Genomic DNA, 16,876 nt, shown 5'->3' on the forward strand with positions numbered 1-16,876 from the left:
CATATAGTTAATGTGCTTTACAGAATCATAATTATGAAAAAAATAATATACATTTTTATCACATTATTCACAATTTCTCTATCAGCTCAAATTGATAGAGTGGAACCTCCTTTTTGGTATGAAGGAATGAACAAGAGTGAAGTTCAGATTTTGTTTTATGGTAAAAACATTGCGCAAAATTCGGTTTCAGTTTCAAATAATGTGGTTGTTACCAATGTGACTAAAACCGAAAATCCAAACTATATTTTTGTGACCATTGATACTAAAAATGTAAAAGCACAGCAATTGCAATTTACGTTTGTCAATGGTAAAAAATCATTCAAAAGAAATTACGAAATCAAAATTAGAAGAGAAAATTCGGCTTTACGTAAAAGCTACGATGCATCGGATGTGATGTATTTGTTAATGCCCGACCGATTTGCTAACGGAAACTCAAACAATGATTCTTCTTCAGAATTGCAGGAAAAAGCCAACAGAAGTTTACCTGGCGGAAGACACGGAGGTGATATCGCAGGAATCATCAATCATTTAGATTATATCAAAGAATTAGGTGCTACAACCATTTGGAGTACACCTTTGTGCGAAGACAACGATAAAGGCTATTCGTATCACACCTATGGTCAATCGGATGTGTACAAAATAGATGCGCGTTACGGAACCAATGAAGAATACAAACAGTTGGCTACTGAAATGCATAAAAAAGACATGAAGTTAGTTATGGACTATGTGACCAATCATTGGGGAGCTGAACATTGGATGTTCAAAGACATGCCGACTTATGATTGGTTCCATCAGTTTCCGGGTTATGCACAAAGCAATTACCGCATGACAACACAATATGATATTAATGGCTCAAAACGTGATGCAAAATATTGTATGGATGGATGGTTTGTGCCAAGTATGCCCGACTTAAACCAATCAAATCCTTTGGTGTTGAATTATCTAATTCAAAATGCGATTTGGTGGATTGAATATGCTGATTTAGATGGTTTTCGTGTAGATACCTATTCGTATAATGATAAAGATGGAATCGCAAAATGGACGAAGGCAATTACGGATGAATACCCTTATTTCAATATAGTAGGTGAAGTTTGGATGCACGACCAAGCGCAAATTTCGTATTGGCAAAAGGATAGCCCGATTTCAAAAATTCAAAGTTATAATTCGTACTTGCCAAGTGTAATGGATTTTACGTTACATGATGTTTTTGGAAATGTTTTTAATGAAGATAGAGCTGACTGGAGTAATGGAACGATCAAATTCTATGAAAATTTTGCGAATGATTTCTTGTATGCTAATCCAAATAATTTGTTGATTTTCTTAGAGAATCACGATACAGGTCGTTTTAACCAGATTTATAAAAATGATTTTAAAAAATACCAGTTAGGAATGACAATCATGGCAACCATGCGTGGAATTCCGCAATTGTATTACGGTTCAGAAATTGGTATGTCTGGCGATAAAGGCAAGGGAGATGCTGACATCCGTCAAGATTTTCCTGGTGGATGGACTGGTGATTCTAATAATGCTTTTACTACTTCTGGAAGAACGTCAGAGCAAAATCAATTCTTCAATTTTACTAAAAAACTTTTAAACTGGAGAAAATCAAAATCAGTAATTCACACAGGAAAACTCACGCATTATATTCCAGAAAACAATGTTTATGTGTATTTTCGCCACAATGATAAGGAATCAGTGATGGTTGTGATAAACAATGCAGCCGATAATCAGAAAATAAACTTGTCACGATTCGAAGAAAATTTAGCAGGTTTTACTTCAGGTTATGAAGTGATTTCGGATAAAAATGTAGAACTTAAAAACGAATTATCTATTGATGCGAAATCTTCAATGATAATTGAATTAAAAAAATAAAATGAAAAAAATTGTTTTTAGCGCATTGGTACTTACATCTCTAGTAAGTTGCAAAAAAGAACAGGAAGCGAAAACTGAGACTTCAAAACTTGATATTGAAGCAGTTTCGCAATCATTAGTAGATAATGCCATTATTTACGAAGCAAACATCCGTCAATATTCACCAGAGGGAACTTTTAATGCATTTACACGAGATATTCCTAAATTAAAAAAGTTAGGGGTTAAAGTTCTTTGGCTAATGCCCATTCATGAAATTGGATACAAAAACCGAAAAGCAAAAGGAGATGTTTCTATTGAGCAAATTACAGATTCTATTGAAAAACAAAAATATTTAGGAAGTCATTATTCAGTTAAAGACTATAGAAGTATAAATTCAAATTATGGTACCAAAGAAGATTTTCAAAAATTAGTTAAAACAGCTCATCAAAATGGGATTTATGTCATTTTAGACTGGGTAGCCAATCATACAGCTTGGGATCATCCTTGGGTAACTATGCACAATGATTATTATACACATGATAAAGATGGTAAAATGATAGCCCCTTTTGATTGGACTGATGTTGCTGAATTGGATTATAAAAACCCTAATCTTAGAAAAGCAATGATCGACGATATGAAATATTGGATAAAAGAATTCAATATAGATGGTTTTCGATGTGATGTTGCAGCTGAAGTACCAACAGATTTTTGGGAGAATGCAACAGTTGAATTGAATAAAATAAAGCCTGTTTTTATGTTGGCAGAAGCTGAAAAGCCTGAGTTGATGAAAAAAGCTTTTGACATGCAATACGCATGGGAAGGTCATCATATTTTAAACGGAATAGCTCAAGGTAAAAAAACAGTAAAAGATTTTGATACATACATTGAAAAAATAAGCAAAACTCTTCAGCCTGATGACATATACATGAATTTCACATCTAATCATGATGAAAATTCTTGGAATGGAACTGAGTACGAGCGTATGGGTGATGCAGTAGAAACTTTTGCGGCTTTGACATATACAATGCCGGGGATGCCACTTATTTACAACGGTCAGGAATATGATTTAAATAAAAGATTACGATTTTTCGAAAAAGATACTATTCCTCACTCAGTTGGTCATATGATGACTGTTTATGAGAAATTGGGTAAATTAAAAGTTGAAAATCCAGCTTTAAAAGGAGGTAAAAATCCAGCATCTTATAGAAGAATTCAAACATCTTTAGATGATAAAATTTTAGCATTTGAGAGAGAAAATGAAGGTAAAAAAGTAATCTACATTGCTAATCTAACTAAGGATAATCAGAATGTAAAAATTCAAACTGAAGGAAACTATAAAGATTACATGAATAATCAAGAAATGGTCTTGGTTAAGGATCAACAACTTGAACTTAAACCTTGGCAATATATAATTTTGGCTAACTAAATGGTGTTTTTATTGAGAAGGGCGCAAATTTTAACAAATTTGCGCTTTTTTTGTATATTTAAGCATGCTAAGAATTGGTCATAGAGGCGCAAAGGGCTACGTCGCCGAAAATACTTTAGATTCGTTTGGTGAGGCTTTTTTACTGGGAGCAGATGGGATTGAACTTGATGTTCATTTATCTGAAGATGGTGAAGTGGTGGTAATTCACGATAAAACGGTAGATAGAACTATTGCAAATGCATCAGGTGTTGTACGTCATTTCACTTCGGAGGAGTTATGGCGTTTAGGAGATGTGCCTACATTAAATAAAGTTCTTCATTGGGTACCTAAAAATAAATTCATCAATATTGAGATTAAGGATAAAAAAGCTACACATCCTACAGTTCTCTTGATTGAAAATTTTACGCTTAATAGTGATTTACTTTATAGAAACATTGTTGTGTCAAGTTTTGATTGGGAAATTTTAAGATTAGTTAAAGCTTTGGAACCAAAAATCAAAATTGGAGTTTTAATAGAAGATGATTTAGAAGCTGCTTTTCAATTTGCAAAAGAAATGAAGGCTTTTTCAATTAACCCAAATTACAAATCTCTTACTAAAGAGTTTGTTCAAAAAGCACATGCCAGTCAATTTAAAATTCATACTTGGACAGTAAATCACCCCGAAGATATTACCTTTGTCAAAAATTTAGGCGTAGACGCCATAATTTCTGATTATCCTGATAGACTATGATTTCAAATTATGATATAATTGTTGTGGGTGGTGGTGCCGCAGGTTTTTTTACAGCTATTAATATCGTTGAAAGTAATCCCAAACTTAAAGTAGCTATTCTTGAAAGAGGAAAAGAAGTACTTTCAAAAGTGCGTGTTTCAGGTGGTGGGCGCTGTAATGTAACACATGCTTGTTTTATTCCTAACGATTTAGTTAAATTTTATCCGCGTGGCGAAAAAGAACTTCGTGGTCCATTTCATCAGTTTTGTTCGGGCGATACAATCGAATGGTTTGAAAGACATGGAGTCGAACTTAAAATTGAAGATGATGGAAGAATGTTTCCCGTAACCGATTCTTCACAAACTATAATTGATTGTTTTTTAAATACTGCTAAAAAACTTGGGATAGACATACTTACAGGTCAAAGTGTTCAGGATATTTTTAAGGGTGAAAATTATTGGAAGTTAGAAACCAATCAACAGTCATTCAAATGTGATAAACTGATTATGACTACGGGTAGTAACCCTAAAATGTGGGAAATGATGCAAAATTTAGGGCATTCAATTGTCTCACCAGTGCCTTCGCTTTTCACATTCAATATCAAAGACAATCGGATCAAAGATTTAATGGGTGTTTCTGCTTTTGCCTCTGTAAAAGTGAAGGACTCTAAGCTTAAAGCTTCTGGGCCCTTATTAATTACTCATTGGGGTATGAGCGGACCCGGAATTTTAAGACTTTCTGCTTGGGGTGCTAGAGAGTTATTTGATAAAAATTATCAGTTTACTTTACAAGTCAATTGGTTGAACGATTTAGATTTTGAAACAGTTCTAGAAGATCTAAAAGAAATTAAAGAAGAAAATGCTAAGAAACTAGTCTCTAAATTTTGCCCTTTTGAGTTTCCAAAGCGATTATGGGAAAGTTTGCTTTTTGCTTCTGGAATCAATTCAGAGGTAAAATGGGCAGATATCTCTAAAAAACAAATGACCGACTTGGTAAACCAATTAACCAATGGTCAATTTCAAGTGAACGGGAAAAGTACGTTTAAAGAAGAATTTGTTACAGCAGGCGGAATCGATTTAAAACAAATCAATTTTAAAACTATGGAAAGTAAATTACATTCTAATTTGTTTTTTGCTGGCGAAATTCTAAATATAGACGCTATTACAGGTGGATTTAATTTTCAGAATGCATGGACAGGTGGATTTATTATAGCGCAATCTTTTTCAAATAGCTAGGTAAATAAGTAGGCTTTTATATTTTTGTATGTAAAAACCTATAAAATTAATGTACCTCAAAAATTATTTTATTGTTTTTCTCTGTTTGTTTTTCTCTGTTAATGGGAATGCTCAGAAGAAGAACTTTGAAAATTTCACTCAAGAAAATGGCTTACCTAGCAATGAAGTCTATGATTCTTTTCAGGATGTAAATGGCTTTATTTGGTTTGCCACAGATAGAGGTATAGCGCAATATAATGGTTATGAATTTGTAAAATTTGAACCTAAAGACGGATTGACAGATATCTCTGTATTCGATTTTTTCCCTCAGGAAAATGGCACCGTTTGGTGCTCCACATTCAGTAAGAAAATTTTTTATTTTAAAAACGGTGAGAGTAAATTCTATCCTTATAAATATAATCAAGCATTTGCTGATTATCTAAAAAAGAATGGATTTTCGGCCTTTTTTTTAAAAAGTATTGCTGTAAATTCAAAGGGAGAAGTATATGTTTCTAATCACGATGTTTTATTAAAAATAGATAAACAAGGAGTTGTCACAACAATAAAAGGTAGAAAATTGGATAAAAAAGGGAATGTGATAGTAGATAAGACTCCTAAATTTATCCAAACAAAAAAGATTAATGCTAAACAGGAGATTAATTATCTTTCAAATAAACCCAATAGCTTTTTGCAACCTTATTGTTATGCAATGCATAGAGGGATAGTCTCAATAGCATCTGAAATTAAACTTGTAGTCACAGATAGTTGCGTTTTCTTGCATAAAAAAAACAAACCTTTAAAGAAGATCGGTTTTAAAAATCACGAACCTCTTGAAGCTGGATTTTATGATAAAAACCTTTTTTGGGTAGGGTTTAGAGGTAAAGGAGTAAAAGTATTTGATTTTGATGGAAATCTTAAAAATTGCTTCCTAGAAGATCATTCTCCATCTAAGTTATTTAAAGATTGTTTTGGCGGGTTATGGGTGACCACTATAGATGCTGGGGTTTTTTATTTACCATCAAACCAGAATGAGACTTATACGTTTGGGAATTCTGGTGTTAATTCTTTAACTAGTGATTTTTCTGGTAATCTGTATGTAGGTACAATTAATGGAGATATTTATAAAAAAATTAATGTTGGAAATTTTACAAGACTTCATAAGGGATTAATAAATACTCAAGCACATGTTCAGTTTTTTGAGAAAGAAAACGAGGTCTTTTTTTATACAGATAACAAACTCTTTAGTTCAAAAGGGTATCAGAATAAAAATTTTCGGGGTGTTTTGAAAATATCAGATGATAATCCTAACGCTTTGATTTTTTCACAATTTGGTATTTATTCGGTGTTTGATAATTCTAAAATTAAATCTGATACTTTGAATTTTAGAATACACGATATTTCATTTAATAATAATCAATTTTATTTAGCGACTATAGATGGTTTGAGGATTTTTGAAAAAAATAAAATCTATCAAAAAAATACGCCTCAACTTAATTGCAGAATAGACGATTTAGATTATATAAAATCGTCAGGAGTTTTTGTTATGGCGACCCTAGGTAAAGGAGTCTTAGTTTATAATCCGCAGAATAATAAAGTTATTGAAATTAATAAGGAAAAAGGATTGTCAAATGATTTAGTTACTGAGGTTTATGTTGAAAATGACAAGACTATCTGGGCTTGTACCAATTATGGACTCAATAGGATACAATTTCTAAAAAACGGTCAATTTAAAATAGATTATATAACTTCTTCTAATGGTTTGCTAGGTAATCAAATAAAAGATGTTGAGGTAATTAGAGATACAATTTATGTAGGAACTTCAAAAGGCTTGTCTGTAATTTCTAAATCTCAATTCGACAAGAATTTTGCATCAAAAAAGTATTTTTTGAAACTAAAAAAGCTTGCTATTAATAACGTTATCATGGATCATTTTTTGAATGAACTAAATTTAAAATATGATGAAAATCAACTAGATTTTTTTATTGATGCAGTTTCTTTTTCTGATAACAAAGGTTTACTCTATAGATATAAGTTAGAGGGATTGGATAAATCGTGGAAATATACGAAAGAAAGAAAGTTGTCTTATGAATTTTTACCAGCTGGGAATTATAAACTTATTGTTGAAATAATTGAAGGGGGAAGGTTATTGTCTAGAGAAAAGTTGATTGTTCCATTTACTATTAATCCACCTTTTTGGGAAACGTACTGGTTTGTTATAGCTGTTGTAATTCTTATGATAGGTTTAATTTATGTTTTTTTCAGAATCAAGGTTTTGACTTATAATAAGGATATCGTTCGTGAAATTCTGAGGCTATGGTTAAGAAAAATTAAAAGAAATGAGAAATACTATACTTTTAAAGAATCAGGTAAAGAAATAAGGGTTAATACTTCAGAGATATTATTTGTAAAGTCATCAGGAAATTACATAGATGTTGTTACAAATAATAAAACGTATACTGTAAGAGCTAAGATTAGTCAGTTTATATATGAAATTCCCGATTCATTAGAGTTTTTGAGATTGCACAGATCTTACATTGTAAGAATAGACAAAGTAGAGCAAAAAACAAAAAAATCTGTTTTTGTAAATCAAATAGAGATTCCCGTTGGGGAGACTTTTATTGAAGAGTTGGATAAAATTGTGTTTTAAAAACTGTATTCACACTTGAAAATTTTTGTAAGAATTTTATTTTAGTTTCAATTAAATATTTTTCGTCACTATTTCATAGGGTGTTCGTCACAAACTTATGTATTTATTGCTTTTAGATTGATTTGAGTAAATAGTTTTGTCTCAAATTTCAAATCAAACTAAAATGAAAAAAACTATTTTAAAAACAACCAAACTTTTATTAGCTGTTGGTTTGCTTTCATTGAATTCGTTCAAATCAGAGGCTCAAACATTAACTTATGGAAACAACACTAATGCAGTAGCCACAAGTGGTGCTGTAATTTCAGGTTCTACAACAAATTACACATTTACTATTCCGTTCTATCAATCAAGTATGGTGGGAACTTTTAGTATAGGGTACAATACTATTTTTAGTTGTGGTCCTGGATATTTTAAATCTATTACTTTACATAAAACAGACGGAACTTATGTTTCTAATTCTACAAACAGTAATGGGGTTAGTATTCCTAGTTCAAGTATGCCATTAGGGACAACAAGTTATGTTATGAAGGTTTATTGTGCTAGTGGTGGTGGTTTACCATCTCAATTAATAGCAACTAAATATATTAATGTTACAGTTGTAAAAGAAGCAGATCCTTCACTGTCGTTGTCTATAAGTGCATTCTGTAAAAAGAATAAAGACAATTTATATAATGGTTACATTGGATTTAACGCAACAGGAAGTTATACAAATGCTAGCAAATTGTACTTGAGTGTTGTTAATACAGCGGGTACTTGTTCACAAGCAGATACAAAATTAACAGCCTTAAGTAATAACATTAATTTACCAAACAATACTATCATAAATCCTTCAGGTTTTTACGATTGTAATACTAACACCACTTATACGGTTTCAATGGTGTATAGAAGTGCAACAATTACAGGGCAAAATTTAGTTTATGACATTCCAAATGGGGCTTACGGATGGACTGATTATTCTTGGACAAAAACATTTAAATCATGTTTGAATAAGCTTGATCCATGGCCTAATGACCCAATTAAGTTGAAAACTTCTTCAGTGGTTTATCCTAATCCAGCAAAAGACATAGTAAATATTAAATTAGAAAATGAAGAAAAAATCATTGCTGTTTCAATACTTGATTTTTCAAACGGAATTCAAAAGAAACAAGAATTTAAAAAAGCAACTTCTGAACAAACCATTGATGTAACTGATTTGAGAAAAGGAATTTATGTGCTTGAAATCGTAACTGATCAAGGTGTAAGAAAAGAAAAACTTGTAAAAGAATAATTTTTTAAAAAGAATAAAGCTTTTTATTTTTCAAGGGAGAAGGAGGTTCTTTAAGAACCTCTTTTTATTTGATTTTTATAGGTAAACTCAATTAGGTCTTTGTGTTTTGTAAGTGATATTTTATAATTGTAATTTTTAATATTATCGATTCAAATACCAAATACTTCCATTTAGAATTGTTGCAAAACTAACCCACGCTAAATACAGTACTAATAGTTTCCAAGCTACTGAATCAACTTTTTTAAATGTTTTTATGGTTTCAAAAATGACTAACCATAACAATATAATTTCTATAAAAGCCAAGAATGGGTTTTTCATGCCAAAAAACAGCAACGACCATAATGCATTTAGTAATAATTGGAAAACAAATAACCAGATTGCATTTTTTGTAATGGCATTTTCTTTTGTGTGTTTTGACCAAACTATACCTAAAGAAATTCCCATCATGATGTATAATATTGTCCAAACAGGTGCAAAAATCCAATTTGGAGGATTAAAAAAAGGTTTGTTTAATGTTGGGTACCAATTTAAAATGCTCTCACGAGTAGGTATACTAGATAGAAATCCAATTAAAAGACAAATAACTACTGATATTACTATCTTAATCCAATTGTTGTTTTTCAAAATCTCTTTTGTTTAAATTGTTTCACAGTAAAAATAAACAATCCTAAACAAAAAAAGTATCTTTGCCAAAATTTCATAATCAATGATTTCTGAAAAAGATTTTATAGCTTCTAATTATATATCGTCTATTGAAAATGGAAATTTTCAGTGGAGTGCGCCAAGTAATATTGCGTTAGTTAAATATTGGGGAAAAAAGGATAAGCAAATCCCAGCTAATCCTTCAATTAGTTTTACACTAAATAACTGTAAAACCATTACTAAAATGGCTTTTGCTAAAAAAGTAAATGATGGTAATTTTTCATTTGATTTGTTATTTGAAGGCAAACCCAAAGAAGATTTTAAACCTAAAATTCAGAAATTTTTTGAGCGTATTTTTGAATATTGCCCATATTTAAAAGATTTTCATTTCACTATCGATACCGAAAATACTTTTCCTCATAGTTCTGGTATTGCTTCTTCAGCTTCAGGTATGGCGGCTTTAGCGATGAATATTATGAGTTTAGAAAAAGTTCTAAATCCTGTAATGACTGATGAATATTTCTATCAAAAAGCTTCTTTATTGGCGCGATTGGGTTCTGGAAGTGCATGCCGAAGCGTAAAAGGTCAAGTGGTCGTTTGGGGAGAGCACAATGAAATTGCAGGAAGTTCAAACTTGTTTGGAGTTGAATTTTTTGGAATACATGAAAATTTCAAAAATTTTCAAGATACGATTTTGTTGGTAGACAAAGGAGAAAAACAAGTGTCAAGTACCGTAGGTCATGATTTAATGTTTGGACATCCTTTTGCTGAAAAACGTTTTGACCAGGCTCATGAAAACCTTTCTAAAATTAAAGCAATTTTAGAAAATGGAGATCTTGAAGGCTTTCTCAAAATTGTTGAAAGCGAAGCATTAACATTGCATGCAATGATGATGACTTCAATGCCTTATTTTATTTTGATGAAACCTAATACTTTAGAAATAATAAATAAAATTTGGAAATTCAGAAATGAAACACAAACTCCAGTGTGCTTTACACTTGATGCAGGGGCTAATGTTCACGTTTTATATCCTCAAAATGTTAAAGAAAAAGTTTTAGAATTTATTAAGAAAGAATTAGTTGAATATTGTCAAAATGGTCAATATATTTGCGACGAAATTGGACATGGTTCCATATCAATTTAATTTGTATCTTTATCATTGTAAACAGAATACCGTAAACAATTAACCCTATGAAAGGACCTCTATTTTACTCAAAAATTTTACTTTTCGGTGAATACGGAATTATAAAAGACTCGAAGGGTCTTGCAATTCCTTACAATTTTTACAATGGAGCTTTAAAAATCGAGGAGAATCCTTCATTAGAAGCGGTAAAGTCAAATGAAAGTTTGAAAAAATTTGCTGTTTATTTAGAAGAATTACAGTCTGAGCAATCAGAATTGGTAACTTTTAACATGGAAGCTTTAAAAGCTGATGTAGTAAACGGAATGTATTTCGATTCAAGTATTCCACAAGGATACGGAGTAGGTAGTAGTGGTGCTTTAGTAGCTGCTATTTATGATAAGTACGCAAATAATAAAATAACTGTTCTTGAAAATTTAACTCGTGAAAAATTATTGCAGTTAAAAGCAATTTTTTCACAAATGGAATCTTTTTTTCATGGAAAAAGTTCAGGGTTAGATCCTTTAAATAGCTATTTAAGTATTCCAATTTTAATCAATTCACAAGATAATATCGAAGCTACTGGAATTCCAACGCAAAGTGCTAACGGAAAAGGGGCGGTGTTTTTACTTGATTCTGGTATGGTTGGAGAAACAGCACCTATGGTGAGTATTTTTATGGAAAATCTAAAAGAAGAAGGTTTCCGTAAAATGCTTAAATCTCAATTTATAAAATATACCGATGCTTGTGTAGAAAACTTTTTACATGGAGATGTAAAGTCACTTTTCTCAAATACTAAGAAACTTTCAAAAGTTGTTTTAAATAATTTTAAACCAATGATACCTGAACATTTTCACCAAGTTTGGCAACGTGGTATCGATACTAATGATTATTATTTAAAATTGTGTGGATCTGGAGGCGGAGGCTATATTCTTGGATTTGCACAAGACTTTGCAAAAGCTAAAGAATCGTTAAAAGATTATAAACTGGAAGTGGTTTATCAGTTTTAATTTTTATTTTCGAAGGTGTAAACACTTTCAAATCTCTTTAAATCATGCTTACAAGGAAAACAAAATTATTACTGATGAAAATTCTCAGTTTGTTTTCTGTGGTGCGTGGTTATAATATTCCCATCATTGCTTTAGCACAATATTTATCATCCATTTTTATATTGGCTCCTGAACGAAGAGCATTAGATGTAATTTTGGATTGGCGACTATTTATTTTGGTGTTTGTGTCAACCTTAACCATTGCTTCGGGATATATTATCAATAATTTTTACGATTCTGAAAAAGATTTAATCAATCGACCTAATAAATCGATGTTGGACAGATTGGTGAGCCAAAAAACAAAACTTCAAGTGTATTTTGCATTGAATTTCTTAGCTACAGCTTTAGCATTTATAATTTCCTTTAGAGCAGCTTTATTTTTTGCAGTATATATCTTCTTGATTTGGTTTTACTCACACAAACTCAAAAAGTATCCAATAATAGGAAACCTTACGGCTTCCTTATTAGCAGTGCTTCCTTTCTTTGGAATTTTACTGTATTTCAAAAACTTTTATCATGTAATTTTTGCTCACGCTACTTTTTTATTTCTCTTGATTTTAATTCGAGAAATGATTAAAGATCTTGAAAATTTGAAAGGAGATATAGCTAATGATTACCAAACAATTCCTGTTCGATTTGGTGAGAAAATTTCGAAACAAGTAATTACGATTTTAACTATTTCAACAGTAATTCCTGTTTACATTTTAATTGAAAAATTTGATGTAGGCTACATGGATATATATTTTTATTTGACCTTTTTGTTTTTAATTGGATTTTTATTCAAATTGTGGCAATCTAATCTGCATGAAAATTATGTTCTTCTTCACAATACTTTAAAAGTGCTTATCGTGGCTGGAGTTTTTTGTATTGTTTTAATAAATCCAATTGTTTTAATTCACGGCAAAGCTGTACTGCGTATGTGAGATTTTTCTTTTTTCTTTTAGCTCCTTTCATTTTTTATGGTCAAAATGAAGGGAAAAATGATTTGCAAAATAAAATAATAGATAACATTTAACAAATTGTGCACACAGGTACAATTATACTTTTCAAATGAAAGAATGGCAAGATTGTATTGATGCAGGTCTTAAGAAAGACAGTACAATAGCCTATTTGTGGCAGCAAAAAGCAATGCCGTATTTTAAAGAAAGAAAGTATGAAGTAGGGATGCAGTATATTGACAAGGCTGTGTTATATAATCCTGAAAGATGGCAACCTTACAGAGCCTTTATTAAATGTATTTTTGCAAAAACCTATAAAGATGCAATAGCTGATTTTGAAGATTGTAAAAAGAAATTTGGCAACGGGTATGTTATGGATCATACTTTTGATTTCTACATGGCATTTAGTTATCTACAATTAACAGAATTCGAAAAAGCAGAAAAGTTACTTCAGAATTATGTGGATGAAATGCTAAAGAAAAATGGTGAAACTTGGGTGCATTATTCTGCCTTATTCTATTTAGGGATATCAAAATACGAGCAAGGAAGGTATCAAGATGCAATTGTAGAGTTTGATAGAGCTTTAAAAAATTATCCTAATTTTTCCGATGTTAAAACATACAAAGGACTCTGTTTATATAAACTTGGAAAAAAAGAAGAAGCAGTAAAGGTTATGGATGAAGGTTCTCAAGATTATGAAAAAGGGTATAAAATGAATGAAGATAATGCTGTTTACGAGATGTATCCTTATCAAGTAAGAAGAAAGTAATTCTAAAACCTTAATTTCCTATCTTTGCAAAAAATATTGAAAGATGAATAACGGAAGAGGTAATAGTAAACGAAGTACAACAGGAAAATCAAATTCTGGGGGGAAATCAAATACAGGAGGGAAAAGACCTAGCGCAGCAGCAAAAGATGGTTTTAAGAAAGACAACTCAAAAGCAGGATTTTCTAAACCTAAACCGACAGTAAGTAAGCCTAAAGCAGCAAAAACTGAAAAATCTGACGATATACGTTTAAATAAATACATTTCAAACTCAGGCGTTTGTTCGCGTCGTGATGCAGATATATATATTCAATCAGGTAATGTGAAAGTAAATGGTGAAGTAATCACAGAGATGGGTTATAAAGTAAAGCCAGGAGATATAGTTAATTTCGATGGATCGACACTTACACCAGAAAAGAAAGAATATGTTTTATTAAACAAGCCAAAAGGATTTACTACTTCTAAAGACGAAGACGTAAACTCAAATAATGTTCTTGATTTGGTTCGCAATGCTACAAAAGCAAAACTTCAACCGGTAGGACGTATGGATAAAACCACAACAGGATTGTTGTTGTTTACCAATGATACTGATATGGTTAGAAAATTTACACTTCCTAATCAACGTTCTTCAAAAGTATATCAAGTATCGTTAGATAGAAATTTAAAATTTGAAGATCTTGAAAAAATTGCTTCAGGTTTAACGATTGATAATCATAGAATTTTTGTTGAAGAAATTTCATATATCGATGGAGAGCCAAAATCTGAAATTGGTATAAAAATGAAAACTGCCAATGTAAAAGTTGTTCGTAATATTTTTGAACATCTTAAATACAATGCTATAAAAATTGATAGAGTTGTTTTTGCAGGATTGACCAAAAAGAATTTGCCAAGAGGAAATTGGCGCTTTTTAACAGATCAGGAAATAATCAATTTAAAAAATATATAATAAAATACAATCCCGATACGTTCGGGATTTTTTATACTAATTATGACACCAGAAAATTTACAGTCAATCGCCTTTAGATGGTTCGAAGCCTTTAACAACAAAGAATTAGAAAAATTATTATCGCTTTATGATGATGAAGCAAAACATTTTAGCCCTAAACTAAAAATTAGACAACCTGAAACTAATGGTTTAGTTATTGGAAAACAAGCTATGCGAGAGTGGTGGCAAGATGCATTTGAAAGATTGCCTAGTTTACATTATAAAGTAACATCTTTAACCGCAAATACAGATCGCGTTTTTATGGAATACATAAGACAAGTGGATGGAGAAGAAGATATGCTTGTAGCAGAAGTGTTAGAAGTCAGAGATGGAAAAATAATAGCTTCTAGAGTATACCACGGATAAATCAAAAAGCCTTTAAACCTAAATAAAATGTTAAGTTTAAAGGCTTCTTTATTTTAAAACCAATCAATTTTATTAGCTTTACTATCAATCATCCTAATCTAAAACTATGAAAAAAGTAATTCTTTTATCGGCGGCACTTCCATTTGTGTTTGCTAGTTGTAAAAAAGAAACCAAAACAGAAGATTTTGCTACTGTTACTAAAAATTATTTTAAAGACAAAAATCAGTTAGAGCCTTTAAACGCAACTTTAAATGGTCAAAACGAATTTAATGACCAATTTGTGTTCGAAATGACTGATTCATACCGAAAAAAACAAGCTGATTTTTTTAATAAATACGAATCTGAATTGGCTACTATAGATTCAGAAAGTTTAACTCCAGAAGAAAAAATAAGTTACGAGATTATTAAATGGGAAACAGCAGTTGGAAAAGATCTATTAAAAACAGATAACAATCTAATGCCAATCCACCAATTCTGGGGCACTCATTTAACGATGTCACAATTTGCTAGTGGTACAGCTGCTCAGCCATTTAAGACTGAAAAAGATTATAGAAGTTTCTTGAAAAGAATGGATGCCTATAGCGTTTGGATAGATTCGGCAATGGTATATATGAAAAAAGGGATTGCTAAGAAAATGGTTTTGCCTAAAGCATTAACTGTTAAGCTGATTCCACAATTTGAAGATCAAATAACACCTAAAATAGAGGATAATATATTTTATTCTACCATTAAGGCTATGCCAAATGATTTGTCTGCCGATGTTAAATCGTCTTTAAAAAGCGATTATATGGCAATGATTAATGAAAAGTTGATGCCTCAGTATAAAAAAATGGTAGATTTCTTGAAAAACGAATATTTACCAGCATCTAGAAGTACAAGCGGAATAGGAAGTATTCCAGGAGGCAATAAATTATATGCAGTTTACGCTAAACAATGGACAACAACAACTAAAACTCCAGAAGAAATTCATGAGTTGGGTTTAAGTGAAGTAGCTCGTTTAAAGTCAGAAATGGAGAAAGTAAAAGCACAAGTTGGGTTTAAAGGAACAATAGTTGAATTTTTTGATTATGTAAGAAACAAGAAGGAACTAATGCCTTTTAAAAAGCCTGAAGAGGTTATTGCAAACTTTGAGGCTATTCATAAAAAGATTAAACCTAATGTTGACAAACTTTTTTCATTACAACCAAAAACACCTTTTGAAGTTAGAAGAGTAGAAGCATTTAGAGAAAAAACAGCAAGTGCTGAGTATGTTCAAGGAGCTGCAGATGGTTCTCGTCCAGGAGTATTTTATGTGCCAATTTCTGATGTAACAAAGTATAATTATTATGGAGATGAGGATTTGTTTTTACACGAAGCCATTCCTGGTCATCATTTTCAAATTTCATTACAACAGGAAAATCAAGAACTGCCTGATTTTAGAAAGTTCAATTGGTTTGGAGCTTACGGGGAAGGTTGGGCACTTTATACAGAAAGTTTAGGAAAAGAATTAGGATTGTATGAGGATCCTTATCAGTACTTTGGTATGCTAGGTAACGAAATGCACCGTGCCATTCGTTTAGTAGTAGATACTGGTTTACATTCTAAAGGATGGACACGCGAACAAGCTATTAAGTACTCATTAGAAAACGAGGCTGAAAGCGAAGCTAGTATAATTTCAGAAGTTGAGAGATATATGGCAATACCAGGTCAAGCATTATCATATAAAATTGGTCAATTAAAAATAATGGAATTACGTCAAAAGGCTCAAAATCAAATGAAAGATAAGTTTGATATTAAGGTCTTTCATCAAAAAGTATTAGAGTCTGGAGTTATGCCGTTAGCATTACTTGAGAAAAAAATTAATGAATGGATTGAAAAGGGGAATTAAATTCCCCTTTTTTTTATAGAAAACTATTT

General features: G+C 31.3%; 14 protein-coding genes. 13 read left to right on the forward strand and 1 reads right to left on the reverse strand.

All coding sequences use genetic code 11. The features are described from left to right. Nucleotides 1–33: 33 nt before the first annotated feature. The 6 genes from BUC09_RS03680 (at nt 34) to BUC09_RS03705 (ending at nt 9,114) form a co-directional block, all read left to right on the forward strand. The gene (locus tag BUC09_RS03680; RefSeq protein WP_073308782.1) at nt 34–1,872 is read left to right on the forward strand and encodes an alpha-amylase family glycosyl hydrolase; all 1,839 of its coding nucleotides are present in this window, start codon (nt 34–36) and stop codon (nt 1,870–1,872) included. A 1-nt stretch (nt 1,873) separates the two neighbouring features. Beyond that, nucleotides 1,874–3,277, forward strand: a complete 1,404-nt coding sequence (locus tag BUC09_RS03685) for an alpha-amylase family glycosyl hydrolase (protein WP_073308784.1) — start codon at nt 1,874–1,876, stop codon at nt 3,275–3,277. Between the two features lie 64 nt (nt 3,278–3,341). Further along, nucleotides 3,342–4,007, forward strand: a complete 666-nt coding sequence (locus BUC09_RS03690; RefSeq protein WP_073308785.1) for a glycerophosphodiester phosphodiesterase — start codon at nt 3,342–3,344, stop codon at nt 4,005–4,007. Next, nucleotides 4,004–5,221, forward strand: coding sequence for a BaiN/RdsA family NAD(P)/FAD-dependent oxidoreductase (locus BUC09_RS03695; RefSeq protein WP_073308786.1), 1,218 nt, complete (start codon nt 4,004–4,006; stop codon nt 5,219–5,221). The genes BUC09_RS03690 and BUC09_RS03695 overlap by 4 nt, the downstream gene beginning before the upstream one ends. Before the next feature lie 49 nt (nt 5,222–5,270). Then, nucleotides 5,271–7,847: a ligand-binding sensor domain-containing protein gene (locus BUC09_RS03700; protein WP_073308787.1), complete on the forward strand. Its 2,577-nt coding sequence runs from the start codon at nt 5,271–5,273 to the stop codon at nt 7,845–7,847. Nucleotides 7,848–8,010: 163 nt separating this feature from the next. Beyond that, nucleotides 8,011–9,114, forward strand: a complete 1,104-nt coding sequence (locus BUC09_RS03705) for a T9SS type A sorting domain-containing protein (RefSeq protein WP_073308788.1) — start codon at nt 8,011–8,013, stop codon at nt 9,112–9,114. Between the two features lie 141 nt (nt 9,115–9,255). Here BUC09_RS03705 and BUC09_RS03710 read toward each other — a convergent pair whose 3' ends face one another. After that, nucleotides 9,256–9,738 (reverse strand): TspO/MBR family protein, encoded by a 483-nt coding sequence (locus tag BUC09_RS03710; RefSeq protein ID WP_073308789.1) that lies wholly within the window; start codon nt 9,736–9,738, stop codon nt 9,256–9,258. An 82-nt stretch (nt 9,739–9,820) separates the two neighbouring features. On the opposite strand from BUC09_RS03710, the gene BUC09_RS03715 reads away from it, so the two are divergent. The 7 genes from BUC09_RS03715 (at nt 9,821) to BUC09_RS03745 (ending at nt 16,847) form a co-directional block, all read left to right on the forward strand. Next, entirely contained in the window at nt 9,821–10,900 is a 1,080-nt protein-coding gene (locus BUC09_RS03715; RefSeq protein WP_073308791.1) for a diphosphomevalonate decarboxylase, read from the forward strand. 47 nt (nt 10,901–10,947) lie between these two features. Further along, on the forward strand, nt 10,948–11,886 hold the full coding sequence (locus BUC09_RS03720) for a mevalonate kinase family protein (RefSeq protein WP_073308794.1): 939 nt from the start codon (nt 10,948–10,950) through the stop codon (nt 11,884–11,886). Nucleotides 11,887–11,930: 44 nt separating this feature from the next. Then, nucleotides 11,931–12,848, forward strand: coding sequence for a geranylgeranylglycerol-phosphate geranylgeranyltransferase (locus tag BUC09_RS03725; protein ID WP_073308796.1), 918 nt, complete (start codon nt 11,931–11,933; stop codon nt 12,846–12,848). Nucleotides 12,849–12,975: 127 nt separating this feature from the next. Beyond that, complete coding sequence (locus tag BUC09_RS03730) at nt 12,976–13,632, forward strand: tetratricopeptide repeat protein (RefSeq protein ID WP_073308798.1); 657 nt, start codon at nt 12,976–12,978, stop codon at nt 13,630–13,632. A gap of 43 nt (nt 13,633–13,675) precedes the next feature. Continuing rightward, the gene (locus tag BUC09_RS03735) at nt 13,676–14,575 is read left to right on the forward strand and encodes a pseudouridine synthase (protein WP_073308800.1); all 900 of its coding nucleotides are present in this window, start codon (nt 13,676–13,678) and stop codon (nt 14,573–14,575) included. A gap of 42 nt (nt 14,576–14,617) precedes the next feature. Continuing rightward, a complete protein-coding gene (locus tag BUC09_RS03740) occupies nt 14,618–14,980 on the forward strand; it encodes a nuclear transport factor 2 family protein (protein WP_073308802.1) in 363 nt (120 codons plus the stop codon). Between the two features lie 106 nt (nt 14,981–15,086). Continuing rightward, entirely contained in the window at nt 15,087–16,847 is a 1,761-nt protein-coding gene (locus BUC09_RS03745) for a DUF885 domain-containing protein (protein ID WP_073308803.1), read from the forward strand. Nucleotides 16,848–16,876 lie beyond the last annotated feature (29 nt).

Origin of the sequence: Flavobacterium terrae, assembly GCF_900142035.1 — a bacterium.
In the GTDB taxonomy this organism is placed as follows: Bacteria; Bacteroidota; Bacteroidia; order Flavobacteriales; family Flavobacteriaceae; genus Flavobacterium; species Flavobacterium terrae.